This window comes from Brevundimonas sp. UBA7506, from assembly GCF_002479495.1.
GTDB lineage: Bacteria > Pseudomonadota > Alphaproteobacteria > Caulobacterales > Caulobacteraceae > Brevundimonas.
Map to the genome: position 1 here is coordinate 64,909 of NZ_DLNQ01000005.1, position 19,757 is coordinate 84,665.

At 65.5% G+C, this 19,757-nt stretch carries 21 protein-coding genes; 7 read left to right on the forward strand and 14 right to left on the reverse strand.

The window, feature by feature from the left end:
- Positions 1-34: 34 nt before the first annotated feature.
- The 4 genes from B3K53_RS02080 to B3K53_RS02095 all read right to left on the reverse strand — a co-directional run bounded on the left by B3K53_RS02080 (position 35) and on the right by B3K53_RS02095 (position 3,121).
- The gene (locus B3K53_RS02080; RefSeq protein ID WP_292082419.1) at positions 35-382 is read right to left on the reverse strand and encodes a hypothetical protein; all 348 of its coding nucleotides are present in this window, start codon (positions 380-382) and stop codon (positions 35-37) included.
- A gap of 112 nt (positions 383-494) precedes the next feature.
- The gene (locus tag B3K53_RS02085) at positions 495-902 is read right to left on the reverse strand and encodes a PaaI family thioesterase (RefSeq protein WP_292082420.1); all 408 of its coding nucleotides are present in this window, start codon (positions 900-902) and stop codon (positions 495-497) included.
- The gene (locus B3K53_RS02090; protein WP_292082421.1) at positions 899-1,384 is read right to left on the reverse strand and encodes a PaaI family thioesterase; all 486 of its coding nucleotides are present in this window, start codon (positions 1,382-1,384) and stop codon (positions 899-901) included. Before B3K53_RS02090 ends, B3K53_RS02085 begins: the two co-directional genes overlap by 4 nt.
- 120 nt (positions 1,385-1,504) lie before the next feature.
- Positions 1,505-3,121 carry a response regulator gene (locus tag B3K53_RS02095; protein ID WP_292082422.1) on the reverse strand — a complete coding sequence of 539 codons (1,617 nt, stop codon included), beginning with the start codon at positions 3,119-3,121 and terminating at the stop codon, positions 1,505-1,507.
- A 208-nt stretch (positions 3,122-3,329) separates the two neighbouring features.
- On the opposite strand from B3K53_RS02095, the gene queC reads away from it, so the two are divergent.
- From queC to B3K53_RS02110, 3 genes are all read left to right on the forward strand, one after another.
- The gene (queC, locus tag B3K53_RS02100) at positions 3,330-4,049 is read left to right on the forward strand and encodes a 7-cyano-7-deazaguanine synthase QueC (RefSeq protein ID WP_292082423.1); all 720 of its coding nucleotides are present in this window, start codon (positions 3,330-3,332) and stop codon (positions 4,047-4,049) included.
- Entirely contained in the window at positions 4,046-4,681 is a 636-nt protein-coding gene (gene queE / locus B3K53_RS02105) for a 7-carboxy-7-deazaguanine synthase (protein WP_292082424.1), read from the forward strand. Before queC ends, queE begins: the two co-directional genes overlap by 4 nt.
- 68 nt (positions 4,682-4,749) lie before the next feature.
- The gene (locus tag B3K53_RS02110; RefSeq protein WP_292082425.1) at positions 4,750-5,118 is read left to right on the forward strand and encodes a hypothetical protein; all 369 of its coding nucleotides are present in this window, start codon (positions 4,750-4,752) and stop codon (positions 5,116-5,118) included.
- 24 nt (positions 5,119-5,142) lie between these two features.
- Here the strand turns inward: B3K53_RS02110 and B3K53_RS02115 are convergent, their stop codons facing one another.
- The 6 genes from B3K53_RS02115 to B3K53_RS02140 all read right to left on the reverse strand — a co-directional run bounded on the left by B3K53_RS02115 (position 5,143) and on the right by B3K53_RS02140 (position 9,943).
- Complete coding sequence (locus B3K53_RS02115; protein WP_292082426.1) at positions 5,143-5,760, reverse strand: DJ-1/PfpI family protein; 618 nt, start codon at positions 5,758-5,760, stop codon at positions 5,143-5,145.
- Positions 5,761-5,861: 101 nt separating this feature from the next.
- Positions 5,862-6,692 carry a hypothetical protein gene (locus B3K53_RS02120; protein ID WP_292082427.1) on the reverse strand — a complete coding sequence of 277 codons (831 nt, stop codon included), beginning with the start codon at positions 6,690-6,692 and terminating at the stop codon, positions 5,862-5,864.
- Positions 6,693-6,719: 27 nt separating this feature from the next.
- Positions 6,720-6,992 carry a hypothetical protein gene (locus B3K53_RS02125; RefSeq protein WP_292082428.1) on the reverse strand — a complete coding sequence of 91 codons (273 nt, stop codon included), beginning with the start codon at positions 6,990-6,992 and terminating at the stop codon, positions 6,720-6,722.
- Positions 6,993-7,201: 209 nt separating this feature from the next.
- Positions 7,202-7,897 (reverse strand): pirin family protein, encoded by a 696-nt coding sequence (locus tag B3K53_RS02130; RefSeq protein ID WP_292082429.1) that lies wholly within the window; start codon positions 7,895-7,897, stop codon positions 7,202-7,204.
- Between the two features lie 212 nt (positions 7,898-8,109).
- A complete protein-coding gene (aroC, locus tag B3K53_RS02135) occupies positions 8,110-9,195 on the reverse strand; it encodes a chorismate synthase (protein ID WP_292082430.1) in 1,086 nt (361 codons plus the stop codon).
- A 10-nt stretch (positions 9,196-9,205) separates the two neighbouring features.
- The gene (locus B3K53_RS02140; RefSeq protein WP_292082431.1) at positions 9,206-9,943 is read right to left on the reverse strand and encodes a DnaJ C-terminal domain-containing protein; all 738 of its coding nucleotides are present in this window, start codon (positions 9,941-9,943) and stop codon (positions 9,206-9,208) included.
- 143 nt (positions 9,944-10,086) lie between these two features.
- On the opposite strand from B3K53_RS02140, the gene pdxH reads away from it, so the two are divergent.
- Positions 10,087-10,749 carry a pyridoxamine 5'-phosphate oxidase gene (gene pdxH, locus B3K53_RS02145; protein WP_292082432.1) on the forward strand — a complete coding sequence of 221 codons (663 nt, stop codon included), beginning with the start codon at positions 10,087-10,089 and terminating at the stop codon, positions 10,747-10,749.
- 6 nt (positions 10,750-10,755) lie between these two features.
- Here pdxH and B3K53_RS02150 read toward each other — a convergent pair whose 3' ends face one another.
- Together B3K53_RS02150 and udk are read right to left on the reverse strand one after the other, a co-directional pair.
- On the reverse strand, positions 10,756-11,370 hold the full coding sequence (locus B3K53_RS02150) for a TetR/AcrR family transcriptional regulator (RefSeq protein WP_292082433.1): 615 nt from the start codon (positions 11,368-11,370) through the stop codon (positions 10,756-10,758).
- Between the two features lie 87 nt (positions 11,371-11,457).
- The gene (udk, locus tag B3K53_RS02155; RefSeq protein ID WP_292082434.1) at positions 11,458-12,102 is read right to left on the reverse strand and encodes a uridine kinase; all 645 of its coding nucleotides are present in this window, start codon (positions 12,100-12,102) and stop codon (positions 11,458-11,460) included.
- A gap of 271 nt (positions 12,103-12,373) precedes the next feature.
- Between udk and B3K53_RS02160 the strand changes: the two genes are divergently transcribed.
- Complete coding sequence (locus B3K53_RS02160) at positions 12,374-14,005, forward strand: long-chain-fatty-acid--CoA ligase (protein WP_292082435.1); 1,632 nt, start codon at positions 12,374-12,376, stop codon at positions 14,003-14,005.
- Positions 14,006-14,022: 17 nt separating this feature from the next.
- Positions 14,023-14,718: a DUF1499 domain-containing protein gene (locus B3K53_RS02165; protein WP_292082436.1), complete on the forward strand. Its 696-nt coding sequence runs from the start codon at positions 14,023-14,025 to the stop codon at positions 14,716-14,718.
- Here B3K53_RS02165 and B3K53_RS02170 read toward each other — a convergent pair.
- Positions 14,715-15,641, reverse strand: a complete 927-nt coding sequence (locus B3K53_RS02170) for an MBL fold metallo-hydrolase (RefSeq protein WP_292082437.1) — start codon at positions 15,639-15,641, stop codon at positions 14,715-14,717. The two genes, B3K53_RS02165 and B3K53_RS02170, sit on opposite strands and share 4 nt — an antisense overlap.
- 228 nt (positions 15,642-15,869) lie before the next feature.
- Complete coding sequence (locus B3K53_RS02175) at positions 15,870-16,271, reverse strand: TIGR01244 family sulfur transferase (protein WP_292082438.1); 402 nt, start codon at positions 16,269-16,271, stop codon at positions 15,870-15,872.
- A 155-nt stretch (positions 16,272-16,426) separates the two neighbouring features.
- Here B3K53_RS02175 and B3K53_RS02180 point away from each other — a divergent pair, with 155 nt between their 5' ends.
- Positions 16,427-19,666, forward strand: coding sequence for a TonB-dependent receptor (locus B3K53_RS02180; protein ID WP_292082439.1), 3,240 nt, complete (start codon positions 16,427-16,429; stop codon positions 19,664-19,666).
- Positions 19,667-19,757: the final 91 nt, after the last annotated feature.

A 19,757-nucleotide genomic window follows, 5' to 3' on the forward strand; every position in this document is an offset into this window, starting at 1 on the left:
GAACCGGAGCCTCGATATCCTAGATTACGCCGAATTAAGCGACGCGCAGATGATCGCTCTTGCGGGTCATCGGGCGGTCGTCCCACTCGTCGGGCTTGTTCAGCGGGCCGGCGGCGTAGACGCCGTAGCCGAGGCGACGGTGATCCTTCTGCAACTCCGCGTGGCAGGCGACGACGGCGTCGCGGGCGGTGCTGAGAGCCATGATGGCCTCGATGGCCTTGGCTTGCGAAGCAGCGCCGGACACCGGAGAGATCGACAGGGCGGCGCGGGCGCCGATCATCGACTGAACCAGGGTGGTGGCGTGGGTGATGGCGTCATCCACAGCCTTTTCGGTGGCGTAGAGGTCGCCAGCGACGCTGGCGATGACTTCAGAGCGATCCATGGCTTTACCCCTCAATAAAGAAACACCGTCATTTCTTAACGCGTATTAAGGGTGTTTGGTAGGGGTTTGTTTACCAAGGGTTACGTTTCAATCCCAAGTTGTTTTCGCCACCCTAGATTGAGCCTTCATCGTCATCGAGCAGGAAGTGGGCGGTCAGGGCGGCGATGGGCTGGTCGCGGCCTTGCTGCCAGGCCTCGGCCACCACGTATGCGACGCGCCGACCGGCCTTGTTGATCCGGGCCTGGGCGAAGACGTCGTTCGGGCGTCCCGAACGCAGATAGGCCACGGTGACGTTGATCGGGCGGGGCAGACGCAGGCGCGGATAGGTGAGCGCCACCTGGGCGACGGCGGTCATCTCCAGCAGGGCGGCGGTCGATCCGCCGTGCAGGGCCGGCAGCATGGGATTGCCGATCAGATGGTCGGCAAAAGGCATGACGACCGTCAGTTCGTCCCCGTTCAACTGCGTCTTCAGCCCCAGGAAGCGGGCGTAGGGCAGACTGTCGAGCAGGGGGGCGCTCATGCGGCGTCTCCAGTGCGGCTGGCCCGAGGGCGCAGGTTGGCGCCGGCGCGGTGGTCGCCCTCGGCGCTGATGACATAGGCGGACTGGGCGGCCGCCACGGGATCGGCGGGGTCGTCCTCGAAAGCCCAGGCGCGGACGAAACCGATGCTGCGCGTCAGCCGGTAGCAGCGCGCCTCGGCGATCAGATCGCGCTTGGGCATGGCGGCGCGCATGTAATCGACCCGCAGATCGAGGGTGGCGATGGGTTGATAGGTCCCAAGGCCGACCCAGACCGCCAGGCCGCCGACATGGTCCAGCAGGGTGGTGACCAGCCCCCCGGCGAGGACGCCGGTCTCGGGATCGCCGACCAGGTCGTCACGATAGGGCACGCGCAGGCGCACGCGGTCGCCGTCCAGACCTTCATACTGAAAGCCCAGGGCATGGGTGTGAGCCGCGCCCGCGGCGAGCTGCGGCAGCAGGTTGGTCAAAAACATATCCGTCATCGAGACGCCCTTGGCTAAGGCTGTCGACGGTCAGGCCGAGCGTGACAGCGCTCGCCTTGGTGGCCCGTGGCGCGGGGGCTTGTCCAGTGGCCGTGGGTCAGGCCGCCGGAAGGCGAGGGATCAGGCGGCGGGACGTTTCCGCGCCGTCGGCGCGTCCGACGCGACGGCGGGGTCGGCGGTGAGAGCCGCGTTCATCGCCATGCGCAGGCGCTCCGGCTTGATGGGCTTTTCGACCACGGCGGCCATGCCGACGGCCAGATAGTGCTTGGCGTCCTCAGGATCGGCGTTGGCGGTCAAGGCCACGATGGGAATGTTCCGGCTGTCGCCGGGCAGGGCGCGAATGGCCTGGGTCGCCTGGACGCCGTCCATGCGCGGCATCTTGATGTCCATCAGGATCAGGTCAAACGGACGAATCTGAACGGCTTCCAGCGCTTCCTGGCCGTCCTCGACAGTTTCCGAGGTGCAGCCGAACATTTCGCACAGGGCCTGGGCCACGACGCGGTTGGTCGCGTTGTCGTCGGCGATCAGGACGTGCGGGCGGGCTTGCAGATCCAGTTCGTCCAGGGTGGAGACGTTGGACGGCTCTTCCTGTTCGATGACGGCGCGCGGCGCCGACAGGTCGAAGGCGAAGGTGGCGCCGCGACCGATATTGTTCTCGGCCCAGATGCGGCCGTCCATCTGCTCGATCAGGTGCCGGCTGATCGCCAGTCCCAGGCCTGCGCCGTCCGCGCCGTCCGTTTGTTCGAAAATCTGGTCGATGCGCGTCGAGTCTACGCCGGGGCCGTCGTCACGAACGCGAGCTTCCAGGCGCACATGGTCGCCGATGACCATGGCCTTGAGGCTGGCTTCCACCATGCCGTTGCGGGCGAATTTCAGGGCGTGGCCGATCAGGTTGTTGAACACCTGGGTCAGGCGCGCGCCATCCAGCACGCCGGCCAACTCGGTGTCGCCTTCATAGCCGACCATCAGGGTCACGCCGTCCTGGGCGGCGCGGGGCGCCCACAGAGCTTGAACCTCGTCCATCACGGCGCGCAGCGGCGTCGGCTCGGGCTTCAGTTCCAGCTCGCCGGCCTGGGCTCGGGCCAGGTCCAGGGCGTCCTGCAGTGTGTCGAGCAAGGTTTCCGAGGAATCGATGATGGTCTGGACGTGGGCGAGAGCGGCTTGGCTCAGAGGCTGGCGACGCAGCAGTTCGGCGACGGCCAGGACGCCGTTCATCGGCGTGCGCAGTTCGTGGCTCATCAGACCCATGAACTGGCTCTTGGCGCGGGCCGAGGCTGCGGCCTGGACCTCGGCGTCGTTGAGAGCGCGCACCTGATCGCTCAGGTCGAGGTTCTGCTGGCGCTGGATGGCGTTGACCGCGCGCAGCAGGGACACAGCCGTGCCGACGCCGCGATAGGCGCCGTTGCGGGTGACGATGAAGCCGCGCATCAGGGCACCGGGCCCGCTCTTCAGGATGATGTCGGAAAAGGCGTCGATGCGGACCCCGGCTTCGACCACGGCGGGTTCGGCGTCCATGACGTGGGTGACTTCGCGGGCGCCGTACAGACTCTGACCCAGCGAGCTGGACAGCTTCATCAGGAAGTCGCTGCGTTCGATCAGCCCCAGGGGGCGTTCGCCATCGACGACCGGGATGACCAGGGTGTCCGGTTCGCGCTCAAACCGAGCAAGGACCGCGCTCGCCATGGTGGCGGCGGTCACCGGCTCTACGCGCTCGGTCAGCACTTCGATCGTCGGCATACGGCCGGCACTCCAATATGGAGTTTTACATTCTGTGAGAACGCTTTGCGAAAGGGTTAAGGGCGAACCGAATTTGCTCAAACTGACGAAAAGGGTTGAGCGGTCGTGTTTTGCGGCGCGACGCCGAGTGGCGTATAGAGAGGGCTGATCCAATCCTTCCCTGTCTCCTTCTGGATGCGCGCGGCCGTCGGCCGACCGCAGGTTTGTCATGAGCGTTCCGTCGCAAGATACTGAAAAATCAGCCCTTGTCCTGTTTTCGGGCGGGCAGGACAGCGCCACCTGCCTGGCCTGGGCGCTGGAACGCTATGACCGCGTCGAGACCATCGGCTTCGACTACGGCCAGCGTCATGCGGTCGAGATGCAGGCGCGCCAGACGGTGCGCGAGCAGATGGTGAACGTCCTGCCGCAATGGGCCGGGCGGCTGGGGCCGGACCACGTCGTCGACCTGACCGGTTTCGGGGCCATCGGCGAGACGGCCATGACCACGGATCGGGCCATCGAGGCCGATGCGCGTGGCCTGCCCAACACCTTCGTGCCGGGGCGCAACCTGATCTTCCTGGTCGCGGCGGCGGCGTTGGCGGATCGCCGGGGGCTGGAGGTTCTGGTAGGCGGCATGTGCGAGACCGACTTCTCGGGCTATCCCGACTGCCGCAACGATACGATCCAGGCCATGAGTCAGGCCCTGACCCTGGGGCTGGCCAAGCCGTCGCCGATCGAGACGCCGCTGATGTTCCTGACCAAGGCCCAGACCTGGGCCTTGGTCGAGCGGATCGGCGGCGCGGCGTTGGTGGAGATGATCGTAGAGGCCAGCCACACCTGCTATCTGGGCGACCGGACCCATCGCCACGACTGGGGCTATGGCTGCGGCACCTGCCCGGCCTGCGAGCTGCGCGCGGCGGGCTATGGCGAATGGGCGGCGGGCGCGTGACCTATTCGGCCAAGGAAGTCTTTCTGACGGTGCAGGGTGAGGGCGGTCAGGCCGGGCGGCCCGCCGTCTTCCTGCGCTTCGCCGGCTGCAACCTGTGGAGCGGGCTGGAGCGGGACCGCGCCACCGCCGTCTGCACCTTCTGCGACACGGACTTCGTCGGGACGAACGGCGACGGCGGCGGCAAGTTCAAGACCGCCGACCTGATGGCTGACCACGTCGCCGGCATGTGGCGGGGTCGCGAGGGCGATCCCAAGCTGGTGGTCTGCACCGGCGGCGAGCCGCTGATGCAACTGGACGCCGCCCTGATCGAGGCCCTGCACGCGCGCGGGTTCGAGGTCGCCATCGAGTCCAACGGCACCCTGGCCGCGCCCGATGGGATCGACTGGATCTGCATCAGCCCCAAGGCCGACGCCCCCGTGGTCCAGACCTCGGGTCAGGAACTGAAGCTGGTCTATCCGCAAGCCCTGGCCATGCCCGAGCGGTTCGAGGGTCTCGATTTCGAGCGCTTCTGGCTGCAACCCATGGACGGCCCCGACCAGGCCGCCAACACCGCCGCCGCCATCGAATACTGCCTGACCCACCCGCAATGGCGGCTCAGCGTCCAGACGCACAAGTATATCGGGGTGCGGTAGGGTTGGACGGCTAAAGGTTGACGATCGGCGTTTTTTGAAGAACGGTGTGTTTTTCAAGGAGCGAACTGATGAGACACTCTGCATTGGGCTTCCTGATCTGCATGTCGGTGGGAGTGGTCGGTGCTTCGGCGCAAACTCAAGATCCGCCGGCTCAGCCCCTGCCGCTGCCGCCGCAGTCACCGCCGGTCGTGCGTACGATCCCCGATCCGAATTGGCGTAATGTCATGGAAATGCGGATCTCTGAATGGGAGATCGGTGTGCGGGGGAACCGTGAGGCGGTCCGTCATGAGCGTCAGAAATTCAGACGGGCTCAGCGTCTTGCCAGAATGGTCAATGACGGGCGCTGCCATGATGCATTCAAGCAAGCCCTGCTCGAAGAGGACCGCGATATGGCCCAGCGCATTGCCGATGTCTGCCGCGGTGATCGCGGATCTTGAGGTTGTCAGCGGCGATTGGCGGTTTCAGTCTTGAAGACCGCTTAAGGCTGTAAAAGCCGTGATCGCTCTCATCGCCCGCGTGACATAATCGGCCTTCTCCCCGACCGGGGCGACGTAGTGGATGGCGTCTTCGGCGTCTTGCACCGTCGCCATCCGGGCGATCATCCAGGCGGCGAGGTATTGCGAGGCGAGGCAGCCGCCCGCCGTTGCGACATTGCCGTGGGCGACGAAGGGGGCGTCCACGACATTGACGCCGGCCTCGATGACCCAGGGCTTGGTGGTCAGGTCGGTGCAGGCGGGCAGGGCGCCGATCAGGCCCAGCTTGGCCAGAAGCAGGGTTCCCGAGCACTGGGCGCCGATCAGTTGGCGCGACGGGTCCAGTTTCAGCTGTGACAGGAAGTCGGGGTCGGCGGCGTAGTCGCGGGTCCTGATCCCGCTGCCGATCAGGACGGCGTCGGCCTCGGCCAGGAACTCCAGCGGCTTCTGGCGCTGGATCGTGACGCCGGCCATGGAGGTGACCTCGGGCGTGGGGCAGGTGATGTGGGCCGCCCAGCCCTGGCTCTTCATGCGGTTCAGGATGCCCGCCGCAATGAAGCTGTCCAGCTCGTTGAAGCCGTCGAGGGTCAGGATGGCGATCTGCATGCTTGGCTCGCTTGGGGAGGAGGGCTCACCCTAGGCCGCAAATGGCGCAGTTCGACAGGGCCGGTTGGCGCGTGAGCGGCCTGATCACAGCCAAGGGGCTGTCAGAGGCCTTCTCTCGCAACGGCGATCAGCAGAGGGACAAAGATATAGGCGACCCTGCCTTCGTTGGCGGCGGCGTCGTCGGCGTGCAGGCGCGAGCCGTTTCTGTTGAGGGCCTCGCCTCTCGCGCTTCGGACGTTCATGGCCTTTGGAAAGTGGTCGGCACGGCATTGGCTGTAGGCGCCGTTCTGAATGATGCAGCTCAGTTCCAGAGAACGTCCGGGGCGACCGCCGACGTCGCCTTCGCGCGGAGGCCTTTGCAGTCGCAGGTCCGGCGCTGCCCTGGGTATGGCGTCCCGGTCGTCCACAAGCGGATATCCGCAGGCTGTCAGCACGCGATCGAGATTGGCGGACTGGGCTGGAAGATCGAACGCGGCGTTGATCGGTGCGCTGTCTCCGGGAGCGGACCGAAGCCGCAATCCGCCACCCGCGCGCAGGAACCGCGCATCGCGGGCAGGCAGGGTGCTGGTCAGGGAGCCGCCTTCATCCATGGTCCACGACTGGGTGTCGGTTGCGCCGCCTGAACGGGTGGCGGTGAGAAGGCGCGACGTCTCGGTGGTCGCCGGCAGGCCGGCCAACAGAACCCGGAGTTGGCCATTGGCGCACTGGGCGATGACGGCGTGGCCCGAGTCGTAGCGGACAGCGGCGACGGTCAGGCTGCGAGCGGCGTCCTCGGCGAATTCCCAGTCGTCATCGGCCTGAGCCGTCGCCGTTGTTGCTCCCCCAAGACCGAGGCCGGCGATCGCCAGCGCTGCAAGTCCGTGCCTTAATCCACGCATCGCCGATCCCCTCTTCCGGCTGAGGATTTGGGGTCTGGCGGGTGAAGTCGTCAAGCCTGTGAGATCGGCTCGAGCAAGGCCCTAGCAGTCCTTGCCCTGGCGCTGGCGTTGTTCGCAGCGGCGTTGTTCGCGTTCCCATTGGCGCTGTTCGCGCTCGCGCTTGGCCTTGGTTTCCTCGTCCGAGGTGGTGACGGCGTCGAAGCCCGCGCCGACCACGGCGCCGGTCGCCTTGACCGTGCCGCCGACGACGGCCGCGCCGGTTCCGACCACGGCCCCGACGACGCAGCCCTGCAGCATCAACGAACCGCCGATGACGGCCAGAAGGGCGGTCGCCCGCGCGAGGGGTTTGGTCATGTGAATCTCCCGAGGCGCCTATTCTGCGCGCAGGAAGTGAACAGAGGCTGACGGCGGGATCGTGGCCCACATCCTTTTGCCGTCATCCCGGGGCCGCGTAGCGGAACCCGGGACCCAGACGGTGGAGACGGGCGGGCCAGGGGGCGCGACAAGAGCCGCCGCCTGGATCCCGGACAACGGCTTGCGCCGTTTCCGGGATGACGGAGGGGTTACAGGCTGTCGACCATGACCAGTTCGGCGTCTTCGCTGGCCGTGATGGTGATGGTCGGCTCGTCGATGATGCCGGCGCCGTCGCGAGCGTTCAGCGTCACGCCGTTGACGTCCACCCGGCCCACGGCGGGGACCAGGTAGGCGCGGCGACCGGCGGCCAGGTCATAGGTCAGGCTTTCGCCCGCCTTCAGCGTCGCGGCCAGGATCCTGGCGTCGGCGTTGATCGACAGGGCCTCGTCCGCCGGATCGCCCGAGGCGACGACGGTGAAGCGGCCCGAGCGGTCGTTCTTGGGAAACTCGCGCTGGCCCCACGACGGCTGGGCGCCCGGCTTGTCGGTCTCGATCCAGATCTGGAACAGGGTGGTCGTCTCGTTCTCGAGGTTGAACTCGGAGTGACGCACACCCGTGCCCGCGCTCATCACCTGAACGTCGCCCGCGCCGGTACGGCCCTTGTTGCCCATCGAGTCCTCGTGGGTGATGGCGCCGGTGCGGACATAGGTGATGATCTCCATGTCGGCGTGGGGGTGGGGCGGGAAGCCCGACCGGGCGCCGATCTCGTCGTCGTTCCAGACGCGCAGGCGGCCCCAGCCCATGCGCTTGGGATCATAGTAGTTGGCGAACGAGAAGTGGTGCTTGGCGTTCAGCCAGCCGTGGTTGGCGCCGCCGAGGGTGTTGAAAGGTCTGACGTCGATCATGGTGCGGTCTCCCTGTGGCGACAGCCTATGCCGCGCCGTTCGAGACCTATATAGGTAACAATGACTGTTGCGAAAAGGGGTGTGACGCAAAGCTTGTCATCCCGGAAGCGGCGGAGCCGCTATCCGGGACCGCGAGAAGTGCTGACGGCGGCGTTCGTTGCGGTCCCGGCTCTGCGCTGCGCTTCGGCCGGGATGACGGAAGAGAGGGGGTGTTACCCCACCTGCGCACGGTGGCGGAGCATGGCGTCGGCCAGGACGATGGCGGCCATGGCCTCGACCACCGGGACGCCGCGCAGCGCGACGCAGGGGTCGTGGCGGCCCTTGGTGCGCAGGTCGACCTCGGCGCCGTCGCGGTTGATGGTCTGGCGCAGGGTCAGGATGGAGGAGGTGGGCTTGAAGGCCACGCGCGCCGTCAGCGGCTGGCCGGTCGAGATGCCGCCCAGAACCCCGCCCGCCTTGTTCGACAGGAAGACCGGCAGGCCGTCGTCGCCCAGGCGCATTTCGTCAGCGTTGTCCTCGCCCGTCAGTTCGGCGGCGCCGAAGCCCGCGCCGATCTCGACGCCCTTGACCGCGTTGATGGACATCAGACCCGAGGCCAGTTCGGCGTCCAGCTTGGCGTAGAGCGGCGCGCCCCAACCGGCGGGCACGCCCGTGACCTCCAGCGCCACGACGGCGCCGATGGAGGAGCCGGCCTTGCGCACGCCGTCCAGATATTCCTCCCAGGCCGGGACCACGTCCGCCGAGGCGGCGAACAGGGCGTTGTCATAGACGGCGTCGAAGTCGAGGGCGTCGTCGGCGATGCGGTGCGGGCCGAGTTGGACCACGCCGGCGCGGATGCGGACGTTCTCGCCCAGAACTTTTCTCGCCACGGCGCCTGCGGCGACGCGGCTGGCCGTTTCGCGGGCAGAGGAGCGTCCGCCGCCGCGGTGGTCGCGCACGCCGTACTTGGCTTGATAGGCGTAGTCGGCATGGCCGGGGCGAAAGGCGCGGGCGATCTCGCCATAGTCCTTGGAGCGCTGGTCGGTGTTCTCGATCATCAGACTGATCGGCGTGCCGGTGGTGACGGGGCCGTTTCCGTCGTCGAAGACGCCGGACAGGATGCGGACCTGATCGGCCTCCTGCCGCTGGGTGACGAAGCGGCTGCCGCCGGGCTTGCGTAGGTCCAGCAGGGGCTGGATGTCGGCCTCGGTCAGCGGGATCAGCGGCGGGCAGCCGTCGACGACGCAGCCGATGGCCGGGCCGTGGCTTTCGCCCCAGGTGGTGACGCGGAACAGATGACCGAAGGTGTTGTGCGACATGGAATACGGCTTAGGCCGCGATGCGCTCCGGCGTCCAGACCCGCGTGAAGCGAAGCAGCAGGTCTTCGGCCGCCGAGGGCAGGTCGGCGGACGCCTCCAGCTTGACGAACAGGTCGCCGGCGGGGCGGCTTCCACGCGCGGGCAGGCCCAGGCCTTTCAGGCGCAGACGCACCGGCTCGACCATGTCGGGCACCAGCCAGGACGAGCGCAGACCGGCGTGGGTCATGATCTCTATGCGGCCGCCGTCGTCCATCATCCGCTGCGGCACGGCCCAGGTCATGAACAGGTCGCCGCCCAGGACCGACAGGCCGTCGGCGGGCCGGATCAGGGCAGGCAGCAGAAGGTCGCCGCCGTTCGCGGCGCCGCGCTTCAGCCGGATCGTGTCGCCGCTGCGGACGCCCGGCGGCGCGTGGATCAGCAGGGTGCGAGATCCGACGACCACGCGGACGCAGCCGCCGCTGATCGCCTGCATCGGCGTCAAGGTCAGCAGGGGCGCTGGGGCGGGCGGCGGCGTGAAGGGCGCCGATTTGGCGTGCGATGCGGGGGCGGGCAGGGCCAGGGTCTGGGCCTGCAAGAGGCGATAGGCGGCGATGACGCGGCGGAACCTGTCGGCGTCGCCGCCGAGCATGTCGGGACGCGCGGCCTTGACCGCCGTGCGGAAGGCGGCGGTCAGGCCTTCAGGACCGACAGGCCCGGTCAGGCCCAGCAGCGACCGGGCGTGTTCAGGGGTAAGGGCGTCCGCGCACATGGCGACCAGCCTCGGGCCAATATGGTCAAGACTGGGTTAACCTTGTCGATTGAAACGAGAATTTCAGTTTATGGTGAAGCTTGGTGTCCCGCCTTAGTCTACGGCTGATGACGTAGGGGAAATGCGGGTGTAGAGAATCATGCATGACCCAGCCCCTGATCCCGCCCAGCCCGTCTGTTCAGGACTACGCCGCGCAACTGGCGGCCAATGCGGACGAGACCATGTTCGAACAAGTCGAGCCCTATGGCCTGTTCGCCGAGTGGCTGGAGGCGGCCAAGTCGTCCGAGCCGAACGACGCCAACGCCATGACCCTGGCGACGATCGACGCCGAGGGAATGCCGGATGCGCGGATCGTCCTGCTGAAGGATGTGGACGGGCGCGGCTTCACCTTCTTCTCAAACCAGGAAAGCGCCAAGGGCGAGCAGCTGTGGGCCCATCCGTCGGCGGCCCTGGTCTTCCACTGGAAGAGCCTGCGCCGGCAGGTGCGCGTGCGTGGTGTTGTCGAGCAGGTCAGTGTGGCCGAGGCCGACACCTATTTCGCGAGCCGTGCGCGCGAGAGCCGTATCGGCGCCTGGGCCTCGGATCAGTCGCGGCCGCTGGCCAGTCGGGCGATGCTGGAAGCGCGCGTGGCTGAAAAGACGGCGAGCTTTGACGGGCAGGAAGTGCTGCGCCCGGATCGCTGGACGGGCTGGCGAGTCGTGCCGCAGCAGATCGAGTTCTGGCGCGATCGAGCTTTCCGACTGCACGATCGGTTGCGGTTTGACCGCGAAGGCGAGGCCTGGCGCCGGACGCGCCTCTGGCCGTAAGGGGCTCTAGACGGCGTAGCGGGCGAGGAAGGTTTCGACTGCGTCCTCGGCGATCGCGCGCGGCGCACGTTCAGCGACGACGTCGTCGCCCGTGACCAGCGGGACGAAGAAGACGGGGTGTTCGATCATCCCCATCAACTGCCCCGCCGCCCATGAAGGCTTGTCGACCTTCATCTGGCCATCGGCGGTCATTTCCATGAGCATTCCGATCAGGACGGCGCCGAAGTCGTTTCGTCCCCGCTCGAAGAAATGCATGGCGATGGCTTCGAAGCGCGGGCGTTCCGCCAGCACCAGTCGAAACACGGAGCGAACGAAGGTGTCGCTCATGAACTCCGCATAGGCGCTCATGAAGGCCGCCAGCCGCTCGCGCGGCGTGCCGCTGACGATGGGCACGGCGCCCATGTGGCGGGCGAAGTCCTCCGAAGCGTCGTTGATCACCGCTTCGAAGAGCACCGCCTTGCTGTCGAAAAAGGCATAGAGGGTGGCCGTCGAGACGCCGGATTCCCGAGCGATCGGCTCCATTCGCGTGCCAGCGTAGCCTTCGTTGATGAAGTGCAATCGGGCCTGGCGCACAATGGCGGCGCGTCGAGGATCATCGAGATCTTGGGCCAAAGCAGTCATCGTTACATACCCGTAAGGACTATGGATAACGTGCCTTTAAAATGCCACGATTGCAACAGGTAACGAAGTTCTGCGAATCGAAATCAATTAATGATGCCAAGCCGCTAGGAGCGGGTGGGCGAGAACCGGAGCGGCGAGGCGAATGACCGCCTGCGGATCTTCCAGCCGTACGGCCGCCGTAGCGTCAGCGACGATGAAATCGGCGTGGGTGCGCGAAGGTTCCGTATGGCGCTCGTGCCCGGGCCGCACCGTCAGCAGGTACTGGTGAATGACGGATTCGGCGGTGCGGCCGCGCTCGGTCTGGTCGCGCAGCAGTCGGCGGATGAAGCGGATGTCGGCGGGGGTGTCGACAAAGACCTTGATGTCGAACAGGGCGGTCAGAGCCGGGTCGCACAGCACGTGGGTGCCTTCCAGAATCACCACTTCGGCCGCCGGGATGGGTTCGCCGCCCGGATCGCGGCCGTGGTGGATGAAGGAATAGAGGGGGGCGACGACGGGACGGCCGGCCTTCAACTCCTTCAGGTGCTGGAACAGCAGGTCGTGGTCGCGAGCGGCGACATCGTCGAAATCATGAGTCTCGGCGTCAAAGCCCGGCACGCTGGCGGCGTCCAGATAATAGGAGTCTTCGCGCATCAGCACGGCTACGCCGGCGGGCAGGGAGGCGACCAAGGCTTCGGCCAGTGTGCTCTTGCCGGAGCCTGAGCCTCCAGTGATGGCGATGAGGATGGTCATGGGGGTCTCCGTGCGTTCCGGCGGCTTTTAGGCGGATCGCGCGCGATTGACGACAGGCCAGGGCCGCAGAAGCGAGGAGAAGCGCGTTCGCCGAAGAAAGATCGTCAGACGCGCGGCGGCGGCCAAGGCGCGAGATCAGCCGTCGGGTTTGGCAAACCGTCGATAGAAACTGCGACTTTGTTTCCCTAACGGCACGTTGCTTATCGCTGTTCACCTAGATAGCGTCGCTGCAAAGCGCCACGTTCTAGAGGGTGCGAGACGAGGGAATGCGATGCTGGGTTTGATGCAGGACTGGCCGCTGACGGTCGACAAGATTCTCGATCACGCGAAGAATTGGCACCCGAACCGCGAGGTCGTGACGCGATCCGTCGAGGGGCCGATCGAGCGCACCACCTATGGAGCCATCCACGGTCGGGCCAAGCGGGTGTCGAACGCCCTGAAGGCCTGGGGCGTGCAGCCTGGCGACCGGATCGCCACCCTGGCCTGGAACACCGGCGACCACATCGAGACCTGGTACGGCATCATGGGCATCGGCGCGGTGTGCCACACCCTGAACCCGCGCCTGTTCCCGGAGCAGCTGGTCTATATCATCAACCACGCCGGCGACCGGATCATCTTCGTCGACCTGACCTTCGTGCCGCTGCTGGACGCCATCCTGCCGCACTGTCCTTCGGTCGAGCGCGTCGTCGTCATGACCGACCGCGATCACATGCCGCAGACCAAGCTGCCGGTGGTCGAGTGCTATGAGACCGTGCTGGAGCAATCCTCGGAAGACATCGAGTGGGGCGGCTTCGACGAGCAGACCGCCTGCGGCCTGTGCTACACCTCGGGCACGACGGGGAACCCCAAGGGCGTCCTCTATTCGCACCGCTCGAACTTCATCCACACCCTGCTGGGTCTGCAATCGACGGTCCTGGGCGCCACGCCCAAGGAAGTCATCCTGCCGGTGGTGCCCATGTTCCACGCCAATGCCTGGGGCATCGCCTTCGGCGGGCCGGCGGCAGGGTCCAAGCTGGTCATGCCGGGCGCGCGCATGGACGGCCCGGCCATCTATGAACTGCTGGAGACCGAAGGCGTCACCTTCTCGGCCGCCGTGCCGACCGTCTGGCAGGGGCTGCTGAACCACCTGCGCGAGAACAATCTGAAGCTCTCGACGGTCAAGCGCGTGCTGATCGGCGGCGCCGCCGTGCCGGAGAGCATGATCCGCGCCTTCCACGACGAGTTCGGCGTCGAGGTGTTGCAGGGCTGGGGCATGACCGAGACCTCGCCCATCGGCACCCTGTCGAACATGACGCCGGAACTGGCGGCCCTGCCGTTCGAGGAGCAGCTGAAGTGGCGCGTCAAGCAGGGCACGCCGCCGCTGGGCGTCGAGCTGAAGCTGAAGAACTACGCCGGTCAGGAGATGCCGCACGACGGCTCGACCTATGGCCGCCTGATGATCAAGGGGCCGACCATCGCCCGCGCCTATTTCCGCGACGAGGGCGGCGAGATCCTGGACAACGAAGGCTTCTTTGACACCGGCGACGTCTCGACCATCGACGACCACGGCTTCATGCAGATCACCGACCGCGCCAAGGACGTCATCAAGTCCGGCGGCGAATGGATCAGCTCCATCGAGATCGAGAACCTGGCGGTCGGCCATCCCAAGGTCGCCCTGGCCGCCGTCATCGGCTCGGCCCACCCGAAATGGGACGAGCGCCCGGTCCTGCTGATCAAGCTGAAGGAGGGCGAGGCCGAGGACAAACAGGAGCATTTGGACTTCCTGGTCGGCAAGATCGCCAAGTGGTGGATGCCGGACGACGTGGTCTTCCTGGCCGATATTCCGCTGGGCGCCACCGGCAAGATCGACAAGAAGCTGCTGCGCGAGCAGATGAAGGATTATCGTCTGCCGACCGCAGGCTGATCTTTCAGGAGGGCCGCATGGCTGAACCATCCCGGGCGCAGGCGCGAACGGCTGAAATCCGTCTGCGCTGGCTGACGCTGGCGGCGTTCGCGGCGCCTCTGCTGGTGCTGGCCGCCGTTTTCGGGACGCGGCTCGGTCTGTGGAGCGCCGGGTTCGGCCTGGAGGTGTTGACGCTGAAGATCGGACGCATCCTGGCCTTTGTCGGCCTGGCGGCGGCTTTGGTCGCCGTCATCGTCGCGATGAAGGACATGAGGCGCCGCGGGCTCTACGCCGCGGTTTCACTGGTCGTAGCGGGCGCGGCCGTGGCCCTGTTCACGGTGCAGGGGCAGCGCTTCGCCGTCCCGGCCGCCAATGACGTGACCACCGACGCGGGCGAGCCTCCCGCCTTCTCGCGTGCGGTGCTGGCCATGCGCGGCGGCCAGGGGGGCGCGACCGCATCCGTCGCCTGTCCTGATCTGGTTTCCGTTCCGCGCCAGGTGGCGCCCGAAACGGCGGCGGCGGCGCTGGAGGCGGCGGGATTCACGCCTCGCGGCGCGGCGGCTTTCAGGGCGGACGGCTCCAGGGAAGGCTTCTGGTTCGGCCTGACCCATGACGCCGCCATTCGCATTCGTCCGGGCCGCACTGACGTGCGCGTGGCCCAACGAGAGGGCGTGGCGGTCGGCGACGAGGCTTGCCGACTGGCCCGCGCCATTACGGACGGTCTGCAGCCCTAGTCGGCGGTCAGGCTGTAGCTGGCGGCCAGCGTCGGTCCCGGCGTGGCCGCGGCGCGGCCTTCCTTCAACAGCTTGATCAGGTGTGACAGCACCGACAGGCTGGCGGCCGGCCACAGCCGCTGATCGACGGCGGCATAGAGGGCCGGGACCATTTGGGCGATCGTCTCGTCGCCCGCCGCCAGCCGCGCCATGATCTGCGCCTCGCGCTCCAGCCGATGGTCGCGATAGGCCTTCAGGAAGGGCGCGACCTGAGTGATGGCGGGCCCATGCGTCGGCCAGATGGTCGAGAAGCCGCGCGCCAGCACCCGGTCAAGACTGGCCATATAGGCGGCCATGTCGCCGTCCGGCGGGGCGACGACGGTGGTGGACCAGCCCATGACGTGGTCGCCGCTGAACAGGGCGTTCTCCTCGCGCAGGATAAAGGCCATGTGGTTGGAGGCATGGCCGGGGGTGGCCATGGCCTCGAGGGTCCAGCCGTCGCCTTCGATTCTGTCGCCGTCGCTCAGGATGACGTCCGCCCTGAAGTTCGCATCGTCGTCCTCGTCCATCGAGGCCTCATCCATGGCGTCCGAGGCGTGGATGGTCGGCCCTTGCGGCGCCGCCGCCAGGATCGGCGCGCCGCCGACCGCCTCGGCCAGGGCGCGCGACAGGGGGGCGTGGTCGCGATGGGTGTGGGTCACCAGGATATGGCTGACGGTCCGCCCCTTCACTGCGCGCAACAGGGCGTGCAGGTGAGCCTCGTCTTCGGGGCCGGGGTCGATCACCGCCACACTCGCACCCGGCATGTCGCGCCCGACGATATAGGTCCCTGTTCCGGTGAAGGTGAACGGTCCCGGATTGTCGGCGATGACCCGCTGGATCAGCGGCGACACCTGAGCACGATGGCCGTAGGTGAAGTCGAACTGTCGGACATAGGGGATCACGGGCGGGCGTCCTCGGCGTGCAGCGGGGGCCGACGTGGCGCCGACCTTGCGTTCAACGCTTGTAATCCATTCAGGAGCCGTCGCCGTGATCCGAACTGCTGCTTTTCCTGTCTCAAATCGGCTTCCGGCCGTGATCGCCGCCTTGCTGTGTCTTGCGACGACGCAGTGGATCGTCGCCTCATGTACGCCGGAACCCGCGACGCCCTATGCGGCGCGGGCCGCCGTCCGCTAAAGCGGCAGGCGGCTCAGGTCGTAGCCCGCGGCCAGCGCCGTCGCTCGCAGATCATCCGCATTCGCGCCCCGCAGACGCTCGGCCATGGCCCAGGCGGCGGTGGATCTCATGCCTGACCGGCAAAAGAGAAGGATGCGTTCTCCCGGAGACAGGCTGTTCATAGCTTCAAGCGTGCGAAGAACAGCGGCCTGATCCGGAAGGCCCGAGACTGGAATTTCCAAGTAGCGCATGCCGGCCTTGGCGGTCATCTCCGCCATTTCCGCAGACGTGGGCTGATTTGGGTCTTCGCCTTGAGTTCGATGGCTGACCACGACCTTCACATTGGCCCTTGCGGCTTCCGCGAGGTCATTGAAGTCGATCTGGCCGGCGACAAATGTGGCTTCATCTAGGGGGTGCATTGCAACTTTCTTTGCTCAATGTGGCTAAAAATCAGCACGTTAAGTAATAGTGTGGCGAGGATGTGACGATATGACACACATCGTGCGACGAAGCAGAAATTTCCATGCGGCGCTTTCAGCGTCCCGCTAACATGGGTCTTTAGGGAGCGTGAGGGGTGACCGGCCCGGCTGCAGATGCCCATGAACTTTCCCTGATAGGGCGGGTAGCGGCTTATTGGATGCTTCCAGAGGAGGATATCTTGAAGATTAGAAACATTCGGCAGCGTCTGCTTCAGTCTACTATGATTGGCGGCACGGCGCTCATGGCGTTGACGGCTGTATCGGTCGGGACGCTCGCAGCGCCCACAGTTGCATCCGCACAGGATTACACCAGCGGCGTTCTGACCGGCACGGTCTCGGATGCTTCTGGCGCGCGGGTGGCGGGGGCCACGGTCACCACCACGTCGGCTCAGGGAACTGTGCGGACGACGACGACCGACGCCAACGGCTCATTCCGCCTGCCGGCTCTGGCTGTCGGCTCGTATGAGGTCAGCATTTCATCCTCCGCTGGCTCGGCCACCGATCGCGTGTCGGTGTCGCCGGGCGGCAGCAGCTATGCCTTTACCGTGGCCAACGCGGGCGGAGCGACGACCGTGGGTGACGTGATCGTCACTGGCGCACGCAAGACGCAGGACTTCAGCCGCACCGATACCGGCCTGAGCGTTGATGTGCAGGAATTCGCTGATCGGGTGCCTACCGGCCGCAGCATCAATGCTGTGACCCTGTTCACTCCGGGAGCCAGCGCCCCCGATGCCACGATCGCGGCGAGTTCGCGCCGCAACCAGTCGCTGGTTTCGCTGTCGGGCACTTCGGCTGCTGAAAGCGTCTATTATATTAACGGTCTGAACGTCACCGATCAGCGCAGCTTCCTCGGTTACGGCGAACTTCCGTTTGATTTTATCCAGACGATCGACACCAAGACGGGCGGCTATCAAGCTGAGTACGGCCGCGCTACCGGCGGCGTCGTCAACATCGTGACCCGCTCTGGCAGCAATGAGTGGACCGGGGGGGTCAGCACCTATTGGACTCCGAACGGTCTGCGTAGCTCGCGAGGCGTTTCCTACCAGGCTGGCGGCAACAACGCCGCTGGCATTCAGAACTTCAACCAGTATTCTGAGAGCGATGTGAAGGACTATACCGCCTATATCGGCGGTCCGCTCTGGAAAGATCATCTCTTCCTGTTCGGCGTCTACAACATTCGTGATGTCGAAACGGCCGGCGCTCGTTCGCGGACATATGCGTACAGCGCCGCGAACCCGGATGGCGTTGCCGGCGCAACGCGAACCCAGAGCTATGCGTCTTATGACGATCCCCGCTGGGCGGTGAAGCTGGACTTTGTTTTGAACCCGCAGCATCGTCTTGAAGCAACGCTTATCAACGACGAAACGACCACCACCACTGTCACCAAGACGTTTGACGCCACCACCGATGCATACCTGCGCGAAACTGCGCCGATCTACGCCGATGCCGGCGGTCTGACGCAGATTTACAAGTACACGGGCGTTTTCACCGATTGGTTCACCTTGTCGGCGCTGTTTGGTCGTCAAGAAAATTCTCAACTGGATTATGGTGATCCAATCAACATTCCGGGCATTCGCGACTATGTGGCGAATGGTGGGGGCTATATTACGTCAGGTATTCATGCTGGCCCCTACAATCTGGAAGGCGAGGATATCCGCAAGACCTATCGTGTGGATGCCGACTTCTACGTCAACCTGCTTGGCGAGCACCATCTCCGTGTGGGATATGACAAGGAAGATCTGACGTCCACGGCGCGCAGCGCCTATTCGGGCGGGGCTCTCTACTATGCGCTGGATCAGGCTGATTGCCCGGCCGGTACGCCCGCTGCCGGTTGCGTCGAAGTGCTGACCTTCGCCAACAACGGCCGCTTCACGGCTGAGCAGACCGCGCTGTATGTTCAGGACTCGTGGGACATTCTGCCCAACCTGACGCTGCAGTTGGGTGTCCGCAACGACCAATACGATTACAAGAACGTCGATGGCGAGAGCTATATCAAGGTCGACGACCAATGGGCTCCGCGTCTTGGCTTCAACTGGGACCCGCTCAGTGATGGCGTGAATCGTATCTATGGTTCGTTCGGTGATTACTATCTGCCGATCGCGACCAATACGTCCATTCGTGCTTCCTCGGGTGAAGTCTATACGGACGAGTTCTTTGATGCGACTCGCAATCCGAATGGCTCTCTGACCCTGAACGGCAACTACCCGGTTCTCGGTACGCGCCGTCAGATCGACTACCTCAGCCCTCCGGGCGCTCCGGATCCGCGCACGGTCGCCGAAGCCGACCTGAAGCCGATGTATGAGCGCGAGTTTGTGCTTGGCTACGAACACAGCTTCGTGGACGGCATGTTCGCCGACTGGTCTGCAGGCGTTCGTTATGTCAACCGCAACCTGGAAGAAGCGATCGAGGACACGGCGATCGGTGACGCCATCGTCCGCTATTGCATCCGCACCAATACGGCCTGCGGCCAGTCCGGACCGGGCGATGCTGATTTCGCTTCGCTGTTCCCCTATGTGCTGGTGAACCCGGGCGATGGAGCTTCGGTCTTCATCGACCTTCAGGGCGATACGCGTACGCTGGCCAATGGGGCGGCGAATCCAGCCTACAATCCTCAGCAGATCAATCTGACGGCGGCGGATTTGTCGCTGCCGGAAGTTGAGCGCAAGTATCAGGCTTTGGAGTTCACCTTCCAGCGTCCGTTTGACGGTACTTGGGGGCTCCAAGGATCGTACACCTTGGCCGAGTCCAAGGGTAACTACGAAGGCGCTGTGAAGTCCGACATCGGTCAGACTGATACGTCGATCACCCAGGACTACGACCACGCGGCCAACTCGTTGGGCGCCTATGGCTATCTGCCGAACCATCACGCCCACACGATCAAGCTGTTCGGTTCCTATGCGCCGAACGACTTCTTCAACATCGGTGCCAACTTCACGGCACAGTCGGGCCGTTATTATGGCTGCTTGGGCCGTGTGCCGGTGTCGGTCGATCCGCTGTCGCCTCAAGTCGGGACCCCGTCGGGTTGGTACTGCCCGATTGGCGCGAACAATGCCGTCATTTCTACGCCGCGCGGTTCGCAAGGGGAAACGCCCTGGACCTATCAGCTTGACCTGAGCATGAACTTCAACCTGCTCCAGGACGAGACGAAGGGCGCTCTGACGGCCTCGGTCGACATCTTCAACGTCTTTGACAATGACGAAGTCACGCGAGTCGTGGAGCAGGGTCTGGTCCGCACCGGCAGCAATGCCCCGAATGCTCGTGCGCCTTATTTCGGCATGGCGCGCAGCTACCAGGCTCCGCGTACGCTTCGCTTCGGTCTGCGCTACCGCTTCTAAGTTTGAGGTAGTCTGATCAGGGCGGCGAACTTCGGTTCGCCGCCCTTTTTTGAATTCGGTTGCGCGCGCCCGGCGTCAGATGGGACGACAG